General features: G+C 66.7%; 14 protein-coding genes. 8 read left to right on the top strand and 6 right to left on the bottom strand.

Annotated features, from left to right (window positions below):
* Positions 1-3: 3 nt before the first annotated feature.
* The 5 genes from KY501_RS08790 to KY501_RS08770 form a co-directional block, all read right to left on the bottom strand.
* Positions 4-1,374, bottom strand: a complete 1,371-nt coding sequence (locus tag KY501_RS08790) for a sugar transferase (protein WP_224362224.1) — start codon at positions 1,372-1,374, stop codon at positions 4-6.
* Positions 1,375-1,459: 85 nt separating this feature from the next.
* Positions 1,460-2,197, bottom strand: coding sequence for a CpsD/CapB family tyrosine-protein kinase (locus KY501_RS08785; protein ID WP_224362223.1), 738 nt, complete (start codon positions 2,195-2,197; stop codon positions 1,460-1,462).
* 30 nt (positions 2,198-2,227) lie between these two features.
* Positions 2,228-3,637: a GumC family protein gene (locus KY501_RS08780; protein ID WP_224362222.1), complete on the bottom strand. Its 1,410-nt coding sequence runs from the start codon at positions 3,635-3,637 to the stop codon at positions 2,228-2,230.
* A gap of 25 nt (positions 3,638-3,662) precedes the next feature.
* Positions 3,663-4,808, bottom strand: coding sequence for a hypothetical protein (locus tag KY501_RS08775; protein ID WP_224362221.1), 1,146 nt, complete (start codon positions 4,806-4,808; stop codon positions 3,663-3,665).
* 59 nt (positions 4,809-4,867) lie between these two features.
* Positions 4,868-5,440, bottom strand: coding sequence for a polysaccharide biosynthesis/export family protein (locus KY501_RS08770; protein ID WP_224362220.1), 573 nt, complete (start codon positions 5,438-5,440; stop codon positions 4,868-4,870).
* A 372-nt stretch (positions 5,441-5,812) separates the two neighbouring features.
* Here KY501_RS08770 and KY501_RS08765 point away from each other — a divergent pair, with 372 nt between their 5' ends.
* The 8 genes from KY501_RS08765 (at position 5,813) to pheA (ending at position 15,073) form a co-directional block, all read left to right on the top strand.
* Positions 5,813-6,007 carry a hypothetical protein gene (locus tag KY501_RS08765; protein WP_224362219.1) on the top strand — a complete coding sequence of 65 codons (195 nt, stop codon included), beginning with the start codon at positions 5,813-5,815 and terminating at the stop codon, positions 6,005-6,007.
* A 176-nt stretch (positions 6,008-6,183) separates the two neighbouring features.
* Complete coding sequence (gene treZ, locus KY501_RS08760) at positions 6,184-8,073, top strand: malto-oligosyltrehalose trehalohydrolase (protein WP_224362218.1); 1,890 nt, start codon at positions 6,184-6,186, stop codon at positions 8,071-8,073.
* Positions 8,070-10,112 carry an amylo-alpha-1,6-glucosidase gene (locus KY501_RS08755; protein WP_224362217.1) on the top strand — a complete coding sequence of 681 codons (2,043 nt, stop codon included), beginning with the start codon at positions 8,070-8,072 and terminating at the stop codon, positions 10,110-10,112. The genes treZ and KY501_RS08755 overlap by 4 nt, the downstream gene beginning before the upstream one ends.
* A gap of 69 nt (positions 10,113-10,181) precedes the next feature.
* Complete coding sequence (locus KY501_RS08750) at positions 10,182-10,913, top strand: hypothetical protein (RefSeq protein ID WP_224362216.1); 732 nt, start codon at positions 10,182-10,184, stop codon at positions 10,911-10,913.
* A gap of 51 nt (positions 10,914-10,964) precedes the next feature.
* Positions 10,965-11,393, top strand: coding sequence for an EVE domain-containing protein (locus KY501_RS08745; protein ID WP_224362215.1), 429 nt, complete (start codon positions 10,965-10,967; stop codon positions 11,391-11,393).
* 88 nt (positions 11,394-11,481) lie between these two features.
* Complete coding sequence (locus tag KY501_RS08740) at positions 11,482-13,089, top strand: amino acid permease (protein ID WP_224362214.1); 1,608 nt, start codon at positions 11,482-11,484, stop codon at positions 13,087-13,089.
* Between the two features lie 33 nt (positions 13,090-13,122).
* Entirely contained in the window at positions 13,123-14,262 is a 1,140-nt protein-coding gene (locus KY501_RS08735) for a bifunctional chorismate mutase/prephenate dehydratase (RefSeq protein WP_224362213.1), read from the top strand.
* Positions 14,255-15,073 (top strand): prephenate dehydratase, encoded by an 819-nt coding sequence (gene pheA / locus KY501_RS08730; protein WP_224362212.1) that lies wholly within the window; start codon positions 14,255-14,257, stop codon positions 15,071-15,073. Before KY501_RS08735 ends, pheA begins: the two co-directional genes overlap by 8 nt.
* On the opposite strand, the gene KY501_RS08725 is transcribed toward pheA, so the two are convergent.
* Positions 15,055-16,179, bottom strand: coding sequence for a 3-deoxy-7-phosphoheptulonate synthase (locus KY501_RS08725; protein WP_224362211.1), 1,125 nt, complete (start codon positions 16,177-16,179; stop codon positions 15,055-15,057). The two genes, pheA and KY501_RS08725, sit on opposite strands and share 19 nt — an antisense overlap.
* Positions 16,180-16,233 lie beyond the last annotated feature (54 nt).

Raw genomic sequence — 16,233 nt, 5'->3', positions numbered from 1 at the left:
CCGCTACCTCGCTCCACGCCCGAGCAGCACGTGCCGCACGGTGTGGAAGATGATCCCGATGTCCAGGAACAGCGATCCGTTCTTCACGTAGTACAGGTCGAACTCCAGCTTGTTGCGCGCGTCCTCCACCGAGGCACCGTAGGGGTAGCGGATCTGCGCCCACCCCGTGATGCCCGGCTTCACCGCCTCACGCAGCCCGTAGAAAGGAATCTGCTGCTTGAGCTGCTCGACGAACACGGGGCGCTCCGGCCGAGGCCCCACGAAGCTCATCTCCCCCACCAGCACGTTGAAGACCTGGGGAATCTCGTCCATGCGCGTCTTGCGGATGAACCGGCCCACCCGGGTGACGCGGTCGTCATTGGCTCGAGCCCACACCGCGCCGTTCTTCTCCGCATCGGTGCGCATGCTGCGGAACTTCCACAACCAGTAGGACTTGCCGCCCACGCCCACGCGCTCCTGGCGGTAGAACACGGGGCCTTTCGAGTCCAGCTTGATGGCCAGGGCCACCAGCACCAGGACCGGCGACGCGAGCACCAGCAGCAGCGACGCGACGAAGATGTCGAAGGCCCGCTTGAAGGCCCGGCGCATCGGCGACTGGGTCAGCTCGTCCGCGAAGGCGAAGTCGCTGGCGCGCAGGAACTGCACGGGGATGCGGCGCAGCACGCGCTCGTAGAAGCCGGTGGCGTCATACACCAGGCGCCCATCCAGCCGGCAGCGCAGCAGCGCATCCACCCAGTTGGCGCCGCGCATGTCATCCGCGGCCTGAACCACGTACTCGGCCTTCAGGCGCGAGGCCATCACATCCAGCGGCCCCACCCCCTCGCGACGCGGGTCCACCATGGCGACGACCTTGTAGGAACCCTCGCCACCCTCCTCGATGGCCTTCATCACCGCGCGAGCCTTCACACCGTCCCCAATCAGGAGCACCGGAGAAGGCTCACCGACCAGCGAGTGGATGGCGACGCGCACCGTCAGCGTGCCAGCCAGGGCGCCCATCGCCCCACCCAGGAGCGTGCCCGGCGGCAACTGCACGGGGAACACCAGCGCCACCGCCAGCATGCCCACGCCCACCACGGCCACGGTGACGCCGGCGGCCTTGAGGAAGCGATAGCCGCGCTGACGATCCTCGGCGGCCACGCGCAAATCGTAGAGATCCAGCAGGTACAGCGTGAACTGGAAGGCGAAGACGAACGCCGCGCTCAGCACCAGGAGCGTGGGCAGCAGCGTCATCAGCGGAGGGCGCGTTCCCGCGGGGGAGAACATCCACGCGCAGCCGGCGGCGCCCAGGACGCAGGCCAGTGCGATTGCCGAGCTCTCCGCGAGAAAGAACGTGAGCTTCTTGGCTGAGAAATAATGATGAAAGACGCGAAGCACGTGCACCCTCCAACCCACCCGACCGCCTCAGACAACTCCCGCCGCTCCCCCCGGACGAGCGGGGAGCGGCGGAACAACCCCAGACCTACTTCTTGACGTAGTTCTTCAGGTACGGAGTGGTACTCACCTCCGCACCGTTCAGCACGCAGCCCAGGATGGGAGCACCGTGCAGCTGCTCCACCGCCTGGTTGACGGCCTTCGTCGGCGTGACGTTGGCCCTCACCACCATGAGCACACCATCGGTCAGGTGGCTCAGGATGGACGCATCCGCGAAGGGCAGCGTGGGCGGCAGATCGATATACACTTCATCGAAGTTGTCGCGCACCGCCTTGAGGAACTGCTTCATCCGGCTGCTGGCCAGCACCTGCGTGGGATCCTCGGGAGTGCTGCCCGCGGGGATGATTGCCAGGCGCGTGGAGCTGAAGCGACGCACCACGTCCTGCACCCCGCACTCACCGGCCAGCAGCTCCGCCAGGCCCACCTTGCCGCGGATGCCCAGCACCGAGGACACCTGGCTGCGACGCAGATCCGCGTCGATCAGCAGGATGCGCCGGTCGGGGTTCGCCTTGGCCGCGGACAGCGCCAGGTTCACCGCCGTCACCGTCTTCCCCTCGCCCGGCATGGCCGAGGTGAAGGCGATGATCTTCATGGGCTTCACGTCCCGCATCCGCTCCAGCCGGTAATACAGGGTGCGGTACTGCTCCGCCGCCGCCGAGGCCGGAGCCGTCAGCGATACCACCCGGCGATCCACCGCGTTTGGGTTTCCCGCCGCTTCATCGACTCGAGGAAGGAAGTTGCCCGCCCGCTCCATCGTCTGATCCATATCCATCTCCCTCACTTCCTTTTTTCAGCCTCAGTTCAACGTGGTCGGGGAAGAAATCCCGTTCCGCGCTGACGACGAGGGCATCAACACCCGCTTCTCCGTCTTCCCCTGCATGTTCGGGACCACCGCCAGCACCGGCAGGGTGAGCCGCTCGCGCAGCTCGTTGCCGTCGCGGATGCTGTCGTCGCGCATCTCGATCACCACGCCGGTGAGCACGCCAGCGCCCAGGGCGATGAGGAACGAGATGAGCAGGCCACCGAAGCGATCCGGCCGGGCCGGGATGGTGGGCACGCCCGCGGGAGAGATGACGTTGAAGAGGCTCTTGGAGCTCTTGGCCTCCAGCTCCTCGGCGATCTCCGCCTCCACCTTGCGAGACACCACGCTCTGGTACTTGGTCCGGGCAATCTCATAGTCCCGGTTCATCACGCCCAGCTCGTGAGCCCAGCGCGGAGTGCTGTCCAGACGCTTCTGGAACGTCTCGGCCTGGTTCTGCAGGCCCTTGATCTCGTTCTGGATGCTGGTGATGAGCTCGGCGGCGCGGCTGCGCTCCTGGCGCTCGACCACCATGCGGCCCTCGGCGTCCTTGCGCTTGTCGGACATGGCCGACAGCTCGCTCTCCAGGCGCTTGACCTCGGGGTGGTCCTCCGTCCACGAGGTGCGGGCGGCGACCAGCTCGCGGGTCAGCCCGTTCTCAGCAGCCTCGAGGCGGCCGGCCTCGCTGTCCGCGGCGTTCCGGGCGCGGGCCAGATCCGAGCGGCGGGCCTCGGCGGCACGCAGCTCCTCGGACTTGGTCTGCAGCTCGTGGCTCACGCGCTCCAGGCCGCGCATGTTCATCTCCAGCTGCTCGGGCAGCTCACCCATGTGGTCCACCTTGAACTGGGCGATGCGCCGCTCCCAGGTGGACACGCTCTTGGACATGGCGTCCATCTCCTCGGCGAAGAGCTGCGTGGCGCGCGAGGCCTGGGCCTGGCGCAGCTTCAGCGTCTCCTCCGCGAAGATGGCAGGCAGGCGGTTGGCCACCTGCGACGCCACACTCGGATCCCGGTTGGCATAGGTGAGCTCGAAGGCGTTCTCACCCTCCACCTTGATCGTGAGGTCCTTGCGCATCTGCGCGACCGCGGTCTCGATGCCCTTCTCCGAGACGATGTCCGGATAAAGGTTCATCTCCTGGATGGCCTTCTCGAGCACCGGCCGTGCCATGAGCTCCTGGCGCACGGTGAGCAGGCGCTGTTCGATCAGCTCGCTCACGGTGTGCTGGACCATCTCTTCACTGGGCCGCTGAGGCTCCACGCGGACCACCGAAGATGCCTCGTACATGCTCGGCCGGGTCATCACGACGGCCGCTCCCACCGCGAAGACTGCTGCTGCGATGGCCCCCACCAGTGCCTTGCGGCGCCACAGGGCCACCAGCACCTGGTCCGCCGTCATCCCACGCTCCATGTTCTGCTCCTCCTCCTCAGGTGCACTACCAAGCCGAGATCAACAACCGGACCGCAAACACATTGCGCGCCAGGTTCACCCCAGCCGCCGCGTCGCCCTCGCCCACCTGGGCGATGCGGTCCACGGCCCCCTGCAGCGTCACGTACCGGGTCAGCCGGTAATCAACGCTGCCTCCCACTGCATAGCCCTGCGAAACATTCGGCGAGCCCTCCAGACTGAAAGCGCCCTCGCCCGGCGCACGACCATTCCGGAAGAAGCTGGCCGCGGCGTTCGCGGTCAGCCGCTCCGTGAAGCGCCGGCCCGCCACGAGCGACGCGTAGTCCGCCCACAGCGCGCTGGTGAAGCCGCTGGCGCCCACCAGGTCGTGTCCGACCACCAGCCCCAGATCGAGCAGCTCCCCCTCTCGAGCCAGTTCCACCGCGGCGCGAGGCAGCCACCCGGACTCTCCCTCATGAGAGGTGTAGAGCACGGGCCCGCCGCGCACCGTCAGCGTCGTGGCACGGGTCAACCGGTAGCGCAGGGCCCCGAAGGCGCCATGCGCGTTGGAGGAGTCACCACCAAAGACGAAGCCCTGGTAGCGATACTCGAGTCCCAGCGTGAGCCGCCGGGTGCTGCGATACCAGGCCTCGATAGAGGGGGTGTGGACGAAGCCGGGCTCACGGCCCTCCTCGTACACCTTGGCTCCCTCGAAGCCGTAATTGGCCCGGATGTCCCACCGGCGCGTGAGGCGCTCGGACACGGACAGCCTCGCCTGCCCATACAGCGTGGGCGACAGCGAGCGCGCCACTCCCTCGCGCGGCAGCGACGTGGGATCCGTCACGCGGAAGATGCGCCCGGTGACGTCCACCTTGAGCCGCCGGGACAGCGCGTAGCTCAGATCCACTCCGCCGCGGTGATCCAGCGTGGCATTGCCCGAACCGTGCCGGACGAGCAGATCCGTGGCGTAGAAGGCCTCGCCCTTGGAGACGGGATCCTTCACCTCGAGCCCGAGCCGGGGCGACAGCTTGGTCATGAACTGACCACCCGCGCCGCCGTCATTGAGCCGGAAGTCGTCGTCGTAGCGCTCCTCCGCGGTGAGCCGCAGCGAAGAGTCCAGGACATGCGCCGCCATCGCGGAAGAACTGGCGAACACCATGCACGCCGCCAGGAGCTTCCTCACGCCACCCATCATCGCCGCCCTCCTTGGTCGCATCCCTCGACCCTCACCCTCGGTTGCACTCACCCACTGCCTCACGGCACGACGATGGTGTCACCCGGACGCAGGACGACGTCCTGGCCCCCGTCCGGAGAGATCAGATCGCTGTAGCGCACGGGGATCTGCCCGCCCTGCCCATCGCTGCGAATGACCGTGATGCCGTCCGAGTTGGCGAAGTCCGTGAAGCCACCCGCCAGGGCGATGGCCTGGACCAGCGAGACGCGCCCGCGCAGCGGAAAGGCGCCTGGGTGGGCCACCTCGCCGGTGACGAAGATGCGGCTGCTGTTCACCTCACGAACGATCACCGTGACTCGCGGCTCCTGGACATAGGGCTGGAGCCGGCCCTTGATCTCGTCGGCCAACTCGGTGGGCGTCTTGCCCGCCGCGAGCACATCGCCCGTCATGGGCATGGAGATGTAGCCATCCGGACGCACCGGCAGGGTGCGAGACAGATCCGCATCCCGCCACACGGCCACATCCAGCACGTCCTCGCGACCGATGCGATACGGCTGCTCCGAGTTGTCCACCTTCGCCGCCGGCGTATGGGCGCACCCCGCCAGGAGCAGCACGCCCACCACCGCCCAGAAACTCGCCCGCGTCTTGCTCATTGTTCGCCTCTCCTCATCCGTGTGTCCGCTGCTCGCTCCCACGCCCTGCAGGGGTGTCGGAACGTTGTTCCTTCGGCGGGCTTGCCGTAGCACCGCGCGTGCCATGCCCCCCGGGAGAGGAAAACCATTGGATCGCGGAGGGTTGCGCGTTGCCCTCTCCGGAAGTGCCTCGGGGTCCGGGAAAAATTTCCGGAACGCGACGGGTGATCCTCCTGCCTCTTTCTGAGGATCGGAGCCCAGGCTGGGAAAAGGTTTTCCCTTTTCTTCCCTCGGACATTCCCTTCTGCCGCTCGAGAGCCCGGCACACGGATTGAAAGGAGAGAGGCTCAAGATGAACGGGCGACAGGCCCGATGAGGAGGAGAGGGACTTTCATGAAGAAGGCGGCGGCGGCGATGGTGGCGGCGTTCATGACGGGCGGAGCGACGATGGCGGTGCTGGGCTCGGTGCTCGGTCCTCTCTCGGAGGCCGCGGTGCTGGGGATTGTGGGCGCCAGCCTCTATGCCGGCAGCGCGGTGCTGCAGGGCAAGCTGGCGGCTCCTCCGGAGAGCCTGGCCAAACAGGCCTGAAAAACAGGGCACCTCTGAAATTGTTACGGGCGGCTCGGCTGCAGACAGCGCCGAGCCGCCCTCGTCGTAAGAGCAGGCACTCCAGCGAGCGATAGCCAGCCTCGCCTGCGTTGGTTCCCGCCAGGGGCTCTCGCTCCCAAATTCCTAGAGGCGAGTAGCGCCAGCGGAGGAGTGCCTTGAGTTCCATCTCATCGGTCGAGCTCACTCTGGGTGCCCGGGTTCTCGGGAACGGGCGGACCCACTTTCGTGTCTGGGCACCTCGGCGCAAGAGCGTTGACGTCTGCGTGAGCGATCCCGGTGGATTGCGCTGCCTGCCCCTCGAGAAGACCTCGGGAGGCTACTTCGAAGGCACCCACCCGCTGCCGGCAGGCACCCTCTACAAATACCGGCTGGACGGGGGAGAGACGTTCCCGGACCCGTGCTCGCGCTTCCAACCCGAGGGCCCCCACGGCCCCTCGCGCATCGTGGATCCGAACCGCTACTCCTGGCACGACCAGGGATGGAAGGGACTCGCCTCCATGAAGGGGCAGGTCCTCTATGAGCTGCACATGGGCACCTTCACCCCCGAGGGCACCTATGCGGCTGCGGCGGCGAAGCTGCCCCTGCTCAAGGATCTGGGTGTCACGGTGGTGGAGCTGATGCCCCTGCACACCTTCCCTGGCCGATACAACTGGGGCTACGACGGCGTGACGCTCTTCGCGCCCTGCTCCGTGTATGGCGAGCCGGACGACCTGCGCCGCCTGGTGGACGAGGCCCACCGGCTGGGGCTCGGCATCATCCTGGACGTCGTCTACAACCACCTGGGTCCGGACGGGAACTACCTGAGCCAGTATGCGCAGGGCTACTTCAACCCGAAATATCCCAACGAGTGGGGCGACCCCACCAACTTCGATGACGGCGAGGCCGCGGGTCCCTCCCGAGACTTCTTCGTCCAGAACGCCTGCCACTGGGTATCCGAATATCGCTTCGACGGGTTGCGCCTGGACGCCACCCAGAGCCTCTACGACGCCTCACCCCGGCACATCGTCCAGGAGCTCGTCGAGAAGACCCGCGCGGCCGCGGGTGCGAGGAAGCTCCTCCTCATCGCCGAGAACGAGCCCCAGGACGTCAAGATCGTCACGCCCAAGGAGCGCGGTGGCCACGGCGCGGATGGGCTCTGGGTGGACGACTTCCACCACTCGGCGCGAGTGGCCTCCGTGGGACGCTCGGAGGCGTACCTCATGGACTACTGCGGCACTGCCCAGGAGCTGCTCTCCTGCGCGTTGCGCAACTCGCTGTACCAGGGCCAGTACTACACCTGGCAGAAGAAACGCCGGGGCTCGCCGCTGCTACGCACCCCTCCCGAGAACATCGTCTTCTACCTACAGAACCACGATCAGCTCGCGAACACGCTGCGTGGCCAACGGCTCCACATCGTGGCCGGCTTCGCGCGGGCCCGTGCACTGACGACGCTCCTGCTGCTGCTGCCACAGACGCCCATGCTCTTCATGGGGCAGGAGTTCTTCGCCTCCGCGCCGTTCCTCTACTTCGTGGACCACAAGCCGGATCTGCAGAAGCTCGTCCACAAGGGACGCAACGCGTTCCTCTCCCAGTTCCCGAGCGCCCGCCAGGCCCTGGAGGCCGAGGGCCACGACGCGCCCATCGGGGAGGAAGCCTTCCGCGCCTCGAAGCTGGACTGGTCCGAGCATGACCGGAATCGCGAAGCGCTGGCCCTGCACAAGGAACTGCTGCGGCTGCGCCGGGAAGATCCCGTGTTCTCGGCGCAGGACCCGAGCCGCATCGAAGGCGCCGTGCTGTCGCGACATGCATTGGTGCTGCGCTACTTCGGCAGCGGCCAGGAGGGCGACCGCCTGCTCCTGCTCAACCTGGGCACGGGGTTGGACTTGGAACCGTGCCCGGAACCGCTCCTGGCACCGGAGCCGGGAAAATTCTGGCGGCCCCTTCTGTCTTCAGAGCACGTCCGCTTCGGCGGCATGGGCGCACCCGCACTGCCAGAAGAGGGGCGGCTGCGCATTCCTGGACAGACAGCGCTCGTGCTTGCGAGCACCGAGGAGAGAAAAGAGTGACCCCCGTTGAGAATCCTACCGCCACTGCCCTGCCCCGCCTGGGGTTTGACTGGAAGACGGGTCCGGAGTTCTCGGACATCATCAGCCGCGAGTGGCTGGTAACGAACGGGCGAGGCGGCTACGCCTCGGGCACCGTGCCGGGCTGCAATACCCGCCGCTACCACGGGCTGTTCGTCCCCAACCTGCACCAGCGAGGACGCACGGTCCTGCTCGCCCGGCTGGTGGAGCAGGCGCAGGTGAACGGCCACGTGTACCACCTCTGCGCCGAGGAGCACGCGGACGGCCGCACCGTCCAGGAAGGGGTGGCCCTGCTGCGGAGCTTCCACCTGGACGGATTGATCCCTGTCTGGGAGTACGAAGTCGGCCCCTCGCGAATCCGGCGCAAGCTGATGCTGGTGCACGGGGAGAACACCCTCTTCGTGGCGTGGGAGCACGTGTCGGGGCCGGAGGTGCACCTGCGGCTGCGCCCCTACCCGGTGATGAGGGCGCACGACGGCCCCATCCCGAACACGGCCTATGAGCCCATCGTCCGCATCCAGAACCAGCGCGTGGAGATGCAGGCCACGCCGGACGCGCCTCCCATGAGGATGCGCCTGCGCGCCAGTTGCGACATGCCCTTCGTGGCGCTGAACCAGAGCTCGCAGGCCCTGCTCTACCGGACGGAGCGGGCCCGTGGGTACGACCATACGGAGATCCAGCACAGCCCGGGCTACTTCGAGTGCAGCGTGGGGCAGGGAGAACTCCTGACCCTGGGCGTGACGACGGAGGACTGGTGGGTGCTGGATCGGGATCCCCGCCAGACGTTCGCGCTGGAGCTGGAGCGCGAGAGGAAGCTGCTGGCCCGCGCCCCAGCGGAGGCGCACGTGGGCGTGCCGGCGCGGATGGTGCTGGCGGCGGACCAGTTCATCATCGACCCGATGCGCCCCTCGGATGATGCGTGGGCGCGCTCGATCGGCCAGGACGCGCGCAGCGTGATCGCGGGCTACCACTGGTTCACGGATTGGGGCCGGGACACGATGATCTCGCTCGAGGGGCTGGCGCTGTGCACGGGGCGCTACCGCGAGGCGGCGGCCATCCTGCGCACCTTCCGCCACTACGTGAAGGACGGGCTCATCCCCAACTACTTCCCCGACGGCGAGAACGAGGGCGTGTACCACACGGCGGATGCGACGCTGTGGTTCTTCCACGCGGTGGATCGCTACGTGGAGACGACAAAGGACGGGGAGATGTTGAAGGACATGTTCCCCACGCTGGCCAGCATCGTGGAGCACCACATGCGAGGCACGCGCTTCCACATCGGCGTGGATCCAGCAGACGGGCTCCTGCGGCAGGGTGAGGAGGGCTACCAGCTCACCTGGATGGACGCCAAGGTGGACGGCTGGGTGGTGACGCCCCGGCGCGGCAAGGCGGTGGAGATCAACGCGCTCTGGTTCAACGCGCTGCGGCTGATGGCCACGTGGGCCGAGCGGCTGGGCAAGGACCCGAACCCGTACATGGGCGCGGCCGAGCGCGTGTACGGCAGCTTCAACAAGCGCTTCTGGAACCCACAGGCCCACTGCCTGCTGGACGTAGTGGACGGAGAGAACGGGAGGGACGATCCGGCCATCCGGCCCAACCAGATCTTCGCGATCTCACTGAGCCACCCGGTGCTGCGGCGTGAGCGGTGGGAGGCAGTGCTGGAAGTGGTGCGGCGGGATCTGCTGACGCCAGTGGGGCTGAGGAGCCTGGCGCCGGGGCACCCGGACTACAAGGCGAACTACGACGGGGATCTCCGGGCGCGGGACGCGGCCTACCACCAGGGGACGGTGTGGGGCTGGCTGATCGGGCACTACATCGACGCGTCGCTGAAGGTGAACCCGGACATCAAGGCGGCGCGTGCGCTGCTCCAGGGGCTGGAGCATCATCTGGAGCACGCGGGCGTGGGGCAGATCAGCGAGATCTTCGACGCGACGGAGCCGTACCGGCCGCGCGGGTGCATCGCGCAGGCGTGGAGCGTGGCGGAGGCGCTCCGGGTCTTCCTGAAGACGCACGTGACCTGAGCCCCTCCTGTCATTCCAACCAACGCATCCAGTAGACTCCGGTGACTCTCAGATGGAGTCACCGGAATCATGCAGCTCTCCTGTGAAGTCTGCCACGCCCCCTTGCGGCCGGAGGATGTCCGGCTGGATCTGGCGTTGGCCAAGTGCAGCGCATGCAACGCGGTCTACGATCTGTCCGGACGCAAGGGACGGGGGCTCGCGGAGCAGAGCGCACAGGAGAAGCCCCGGCTCGTGCGAGCCAAGGCTTCACTGCCGGAGAAGTTCCAGGTCGAAGATGATGGAGTGAGCACACGCATCTCGTGGCGGTGGTTCAGCGTCATCCACGCCTTCCTCATCTTCTTCTGCATCGCGTGGGATGGATTCCTCTTCACGTGGTACGGGATCGCGCTGTCGTCGGACAACGCGCCGCTCATCGCGCTCATCTTCCCCATCGCGCATGTCGCCGCGGGTGTCGGGCTCACCTACTACACGCTGACGGGACTGCTGAACCGCACACGTATCGAGGTGAGCCGCAACCGGCTCTCCATCCGCCACGGTCCCCTCCCCTGGCCTGGCAACCGGGATGTACCGGGGCGGCAGTTCACCCAACTCTATGGCGTGGAGCAGATCCGCTCGAACAAGGGGAGCCAGACCCTCACGTACGATCTCATCGCGATCGATCGCGAAGGCAAGAGCGTGAAGCTGCTCGGCGGACTCACGGCGAAGGATCAGGTCCTCTACCTGGAGCAGACGCTGGAGCGCCGTCTGGGCATCGAGGACGCGCCGGTGGAAGGCGAGATCGCCACCCGGACCAGCGCCTGAAGCACCACGGAGTGCTCGCGTCTCCCTACCGTATGGGTAGAGTGCGCCGCCATGGCGAAGACCCAGTACTGGCTGATCAAGAGTGAGCCCACCGTCTACCCCTACTCCCAGCTCGAGAAGGAGCGGAAGACCGGCTGGACCGGCATCCGCAACTACGAGGCGCGCAACAACCTCCGAGCCATGAAGCCCGGCGACCTCTGCCTCTACTACCACTCGAACGAGGGCAAGGCTGTCGTCGCCGTAGCGAAGGTGCTCTCCGCCGCTACCCCGGACCCTACCGCCCCCGGCGAGGACTGGGCCTCCGTGGAGGTTGGCCCCGTGGTTCCGCTCCAGGAGCCCGTGGAGCTGTCCACCATCAAGAAGACCGCTGCCCTGAAGGACATCCAGCTCATCACCCGAAGCCGCATCAGCGTGGTGCCCGTCTCCGCCCCGCACTTCAAGCTCATCCTCAAGCTGGGGAAGACGGCTCTCCCCAGGTGAGCTATAAGGGCAGCTCTACCCAACGGGAAGCAGCGCTACCCCGCGCGTGCCTGTCACGCGCGGCATCCCGCGTGCGAGGAGGGTTCCTGTGGCCGACGTCAACAGCACTCCGCTCAACGAAGATGAAAAGAGGCTTGCTGAGCTCGGCTACAAACAAGAGCTCAAGCGCACCTGGTCCGGGTTCTCCAACTTCGCGATCTCCTTCTCGATCATCTCCATCCTCTCGGGCTGCTTCACCACCTTCGCCCAGGCCTGGAACAACGGCGGCCCGGTCGCGATCTCGTGGGGCTGGCCCCTCATCTCCGCCTTCATCATGGTCATCGGACTGTGCATGTCCGAATTGGTCTCGGCGTTCCCCACCGCCGGCGGAATCTACTGGTGGGCGGCCAAGCTGGGCGGTCCGCAGGCCGGCTTCTACACCGGCTGGCTCAACCTGATCGGCCTCATCGCCGTGACGGCCTCGGTGGTCTACGCCTGTGCCACCTTCATGAACGTCACCATCGGCCTGTTCACCCCGGCGTGGGCCTCCACACTTGGGGGTGACCCGCTGCTCCAGGCGTTCGCGCTCTTCATCGTGCTGATGATCGTGGCGGCGCTGCTCAACATCTTCAGCTCCCACCTGCTCGCGGTGGTCAACAACATCTCCGCCTACTGGCACGTGTTCGGCTCGCTGGCGGTCGTGTTGATCCTCCTGCTGACCGCCAAGGAGTATCAGTCTCCCTCGTTCGTCTTCACCGAGCGCATCAACAACTCGGGTTTCTCCGACGGCATGTACTGGTGGTACGTGCTGCCGCTGGGCTTCCTCCTCACCCAGTACACCATCACCGGCTTTGACGCCTCGGCGCACCTCTCCGAGGAGACCCACGGCGCCGCGACCACGGCGGCCAAGGGCATCTGGCAGTCGATCTTCTACTCGGCCATCGGCGGCTGGATCCTGCTCCTCGCGTTCCTGTTCGTCGCCAAGGACACGAAGTTCATCAACGATCCGGCCAATGGCTACGGCGCTGGGCAGGTCACTGCCGTCTTCGCCTCCGCCCTCCCCGCCGCGATGTTCAAGGCCGTCATGCTCATCTCCACGGTCGGCCAGATCTTCTGCGCGATCGCCTGCATGACGAGCACCTCCCGCATGATGTTCGCCTTCAGCCGAGACGGTGCCGTGCCCGGCAGCGCGCTGTGGAGCAAGGTCCATCCCAGGACTCATGTGCCCGTGAACGCGGTAGTGGCCTCCTCGATCATCGCCGTGCTGATCACGTTGCCGGCCCTCTACAAGAGCCCTGCTGGCGTCCCCGTGGCCTTCTACGCCGTGGTGTCCATTGCCGTGATCGGGCTGTACCTGGCCTTCCTCATCCCCATCTATCTGCGGCTGAAGGCCGGAGACAACTTCCGCCCGGGTCCGTGGACGCTCGGCCGCCACTACAAGTGGATGTGCTCCGTCGCGGTGGCGGAGATCGCCTTCATCTCGGTCTACTTCTGCCTGCCGTTCCTGCCCTCGGCGGTGCCGTTCACCCCCACCTTCACCTGGTACGACGTGAACTACGCACCGATCCTCGCGGGCGGTGTGCTGCTCGCGATCACCGTCTGGTGGTACGCCTCGGCCCGGCAGTGGTTCAAGGGCCCGATCCGCACCGTTGACGAGACCCCCACCCCCGCGAGCCCCTCTGCCCAGGCGCTCACGGAGACAAAGCCCATCGGCTAATTCTACAAAAGTAGTGGCATATTACCTCCCCATATGGCGGATCTTCCGGACCTCGAGACTCTCCGAATCGGCATCGAGCGCATCGACGCGGAGATCCTGGACGCCCTTCGTCGGCGGATGGACCTCTCGGATGACATTGCCCGCGCCAAGCTGGCAGCGGCCTCTCCCCTGCGCGATCCCAAACGCGAGGACATGGTGCTGCGCAAGGTGCGCGAAGCGGCCACGGCCCACAGGCTGGATCCCCATGAGATCGAGCGCATCTACCGGCTCATCATGGACATGTCCGTGGCGCGTCAGCAGGGGCTCATCCAGCGGCTGGACACCACGCCGCTGCGCGTGGGCTACCCGGGCATCGAGGGCTCCTACAGCCACATCGCCGCGCGTGACCGGTATGCCGGGCGCTCGGGGGGAGTCCTCCTCACAGGCTTCGAGAACGGACGCGAGGTGCTGGATGCCCTGCGCCGTGGAGAGCTGGATCTCGCGCTGTTGCCCATCGAGAACACGTCCGCCGGGAGCATGAGCGAGACGTACGATCTGCTCGCCTCGGGTGGCGTGACGATCATCGGGGAGATGCTCAGCCAGGTGGATCACCGGCTGCTGGGACTGCCCGGCGTGAAGTTGGAGGACATCCGCACGGTGCTGTCGCATCCCCAGGCCCTGGCGCAGTGCGAGATGTTCCTGCGCAAGGTGCCGTGGATCCGTCCGCTCCCCGAGTTCGACACCAGCGGCGCGGCACGGAAGGTGCGCGAGCTGAACGATTCCACGATAGCGGCGATCGCCAGCGAGTCCGCGGCCCAGCGCTTCGGGCTGCAGGTGCTGGCGCGAGACATCCAGCCGGCTTCCGGAGACTACACGCGCTTCGTGGAGCTGGCCCGCGAGGCCACGCCCGTGCCACCGGATGTGCCGTGCAAGACGACGATCACGGTGGTGTTGGAGCACCGGCCCGGGACGCTCGGGCAGGTGCTGACGGCGCTGGCGCAGCGTGGGGTGAACCTGTCCAAGCTGGAGTCCCGTCCCATTCCCGGGGAGCCGTGGTGCTACCGGTTCTACCTGGACGTGGAGGCGCACGCGGCCTCGGCGCAGCTCATGGCGGCGCTCCAGGATCTCCAGCCGCTGACTTCCTCGATGAAGGTGCTCGGGACGTACCCGCGCGCGGAGAACTGGAATGAGTAGTCCTCGCATTGCATTCCAGGGAGAAAGAGGCGCCTACAGCGAGGAGGCCACGCGCGCCCTCTTCGGCCCAAGCGTCGAGGCCGTGCCCTGCCCCAACTTCCGCGCTGTCTTCGAGGCGGTGGCCGCAGGCCGGGTGGACGGGGGCGCGGTGCCGGTGGAGAATTCGCTGGCCGGGTCTGTCCTGGACAACGTGGATCTGCTGCTGGAGTTCTCCCTGCCGATCACGGGTGAGTTGTCGCTGCGCATCCGGCACTGCCTGATGGCGCCGGAGGGCGTGGCGCTGAAGGACATCCAGCGCGTCTTCTCGCACCCCCAGGCATTGGCCCAGTGCGCGCGCTTCCTGCGCCAGCACGGGATGACACCTGTCGTGGATATCGACACAGCGGGCAGTGCCCGGAAGCTGGCGGAGATGAAGCCTCCCAATAGCGGGGCGATTGCCAGCCGAACCGCTGCAGAGCTTTACGGACTGAAGGTGCTGCTTGAAGGCGTGGCGGACTCACCGAACAACCTGACCCGGTTCGTCTCACTGAGCGCCGTGCCCCCTCTCACGGGAACTCGAAGCAAGACCTCGGTGGTCTTCACGGTGGAGAACACGCCTGGGGCACTCTACCAGGTGCTGGGCATCTTCGCCGAGCGAGGCGTGAACATGACGCGCCTCGAACCTCGCCCCCTGCGAAGGCCTTGGGATTACGTCTTCTGTCTGGATGTGGAAGGCTCTTTGGACGAGCCTCGCATGAGTGAGGCGCTCGACCTGGCCACGAACGTGTGCGCCTCGGTCCGGGTGCTGGGCAGCTATCGAGTCGCGGATTGAGCGCGCAGCCCGTCTCCGTTGCGCACGGCCTCTTCATAGGCGCCACGGATGATGCGCGAGTAGTTCTGGAGCGCCGGGAGCTGCTCCAGCCGTAGCGCCTGCGGCCCGTCGCACAGTGCCTGCTCCGGGTGCGGGTGGAAGTCGACTAGCACCATGGACGCTCCCGCGATCAAACCCTGGCCAATCGCGTGGAAGATGTCCGGCAGTCCGTCCGGCCCCGCCTCCGAACGCCCGATCGCGTGCGAGGGATCCACGCACACCGGCAGCCTCGTAAGCCGTCGCACCACCGACACGTGCGCGAAGTCCACCATGTTCCGGTGCGGATCCCCCAGGTGCGTCTTCACTCCGCGCAGGCAGAACACAATCTTCGGGTTGCCCTCGCTCGCCACGTACTCGCAGGCGTTGAGCGACTCCTCCAGCGTGATGCCCATGCCGCGCTTGAACAGCACCGGGAACACCCGCTGCTGCCCAATCTGCTTCAACAGCTCGAAGTTCTGCGCGTTGCGCGTGCCCACCTGCAACATAACGCCCGTCGCGTTGCCCGATGCCTCCAGTGCCTCCCGGATCTCGTCGATGTGGCGCGGGTTCGTCACCTCCATCGCCACTACCTTCACCCCGTGCTTGCCCGCGAGCTCGAACACCCACGGCAGGCACGCCGCCCCCAAACCCTGGAACTCGTACGGGCTGGTGCGAGGCTTGTACGCCCCCATCCGCGTCGTGCGGATGCCACACTTCGCCAGCGCCCCCATCATCGCGTCCACGCTCTCGCGCGTGTCCACCGCGCACAAGCCCGCGAACAGGTTCACGCTCTTCTCGTCGAACGTTACCCCGTTGTACTCGAACCCCACCGTCTCCCGCTTCCCACCGTGGCGCCCGATCACCCGGTACTTGTCGGACACCCGCACCACCTGCCGCACGCCCGGGATCTGCTGGAAGGGCTCCAGCGGCACCTGTGCCGTCTGGCCCAACAGGTAGATCTCGGTGACGGTGTACTCGGCCCCCTCGATGACGTGCGTCCGCGGGGTGATGCCCTTGTACTGGGCCGCCACCTGCAGCACCGCGTTCACCGTGGAAGGCGGCGAATCCGGATCGAGCATCACGATCATTCGAAGCTCCGAAGCGAGAGGTGCGCTGCACCTCAGAGGTAACAACCCCGAACC

The sequence above is a fragment of the Hyalangium versicolor genome, from assembly GCF_020103695.1.
Taxonomy (GTDB): Bacteria; Myxococcota; Myxococcia; order Myxococcales; family Myxococcaceae; genus Hyalangium; species Hyalangium versicolor.
Note: the sequence above shows the minus strand (reverse complement) of the source record. Positions and strands in the feature narration are given on the sequence as shown.

Excerpts from the sequence above, each read along its gene's own strand:
- KY501_RS08785 (WP_224362223.1), bottom strand. The coding sequence starts at position 2,197 with ATGGATCAGACGATGGAGCGGGCGGGCAACTTCCTTCCTCGAGTCGAT.
- KY501_RS08780 (WP_224362222.1), bottom strand. The coding sequence starts at position 3,637 with ATGGAGCGTGGGATGACGGCGGACCAGGTGCTGGTGGCCCTGTGGCGC.
- KY501_RS08775 (WP_224362221.1), bottom strand. The coding sequence starts at position 4,808 with ATGATGGGTGGCGTGAGGAAGCTCCTGGCGGCGTGCATGGTGTTCGCC.
- KY501_RS08770 (WP_224362220.1), bottom strand. The coding sequence starts at position 5,440 with ATGAGCAAGACGCGGGCGAGTTTCTGGGCGGTGGTGGGCGTGCTGCTC.
- KY501_RS08765 (WP_224362219.1), top strand. The coding sequence starts at position 5,813 with ATGAAGAAGGCGGCGGCGGCGATGGTGGCGGCGTTCATGACGGGCGGA.
- KY501_RS08750 (WP_224362216.1), top strand. The coding sequence starts at position 10,182 with ATGCAGCTCTCCTGTGAAGTCTGCCACGCCCCCTTGCGGCCGGAGGAT.
- KY501_RS08745 (WP_224362215.1), top strand. The coding sequence starts at position 10,965 with ATGGCGAAGACCCAGTACTGGCTGATCAAGAGTGAGCCCACCGTCTAC.
- KY501_RS08735 (WP_224362213.1), top strand. The coding sequence starts at position 13,123 with ATGGCGGATCTTCCGGACCTCGAGACTCTCCGAATCGGCATCGAGCGC.
- pheA (WP_224362212.1), top strand. The coding sequence starts at position 14,255 with ATGAGTAGTCCTCGCATTGCATTCCAGGGAGAAAGAGGCGCCTACAGC.
- KY501_RS08725 (WP_224362211.1), bottom strand. The coding sequence starts at position 16,179 with ATGATCGTGATGCTCGATCCGGATTCGCCGCCTTCCACGGTGAACGCG.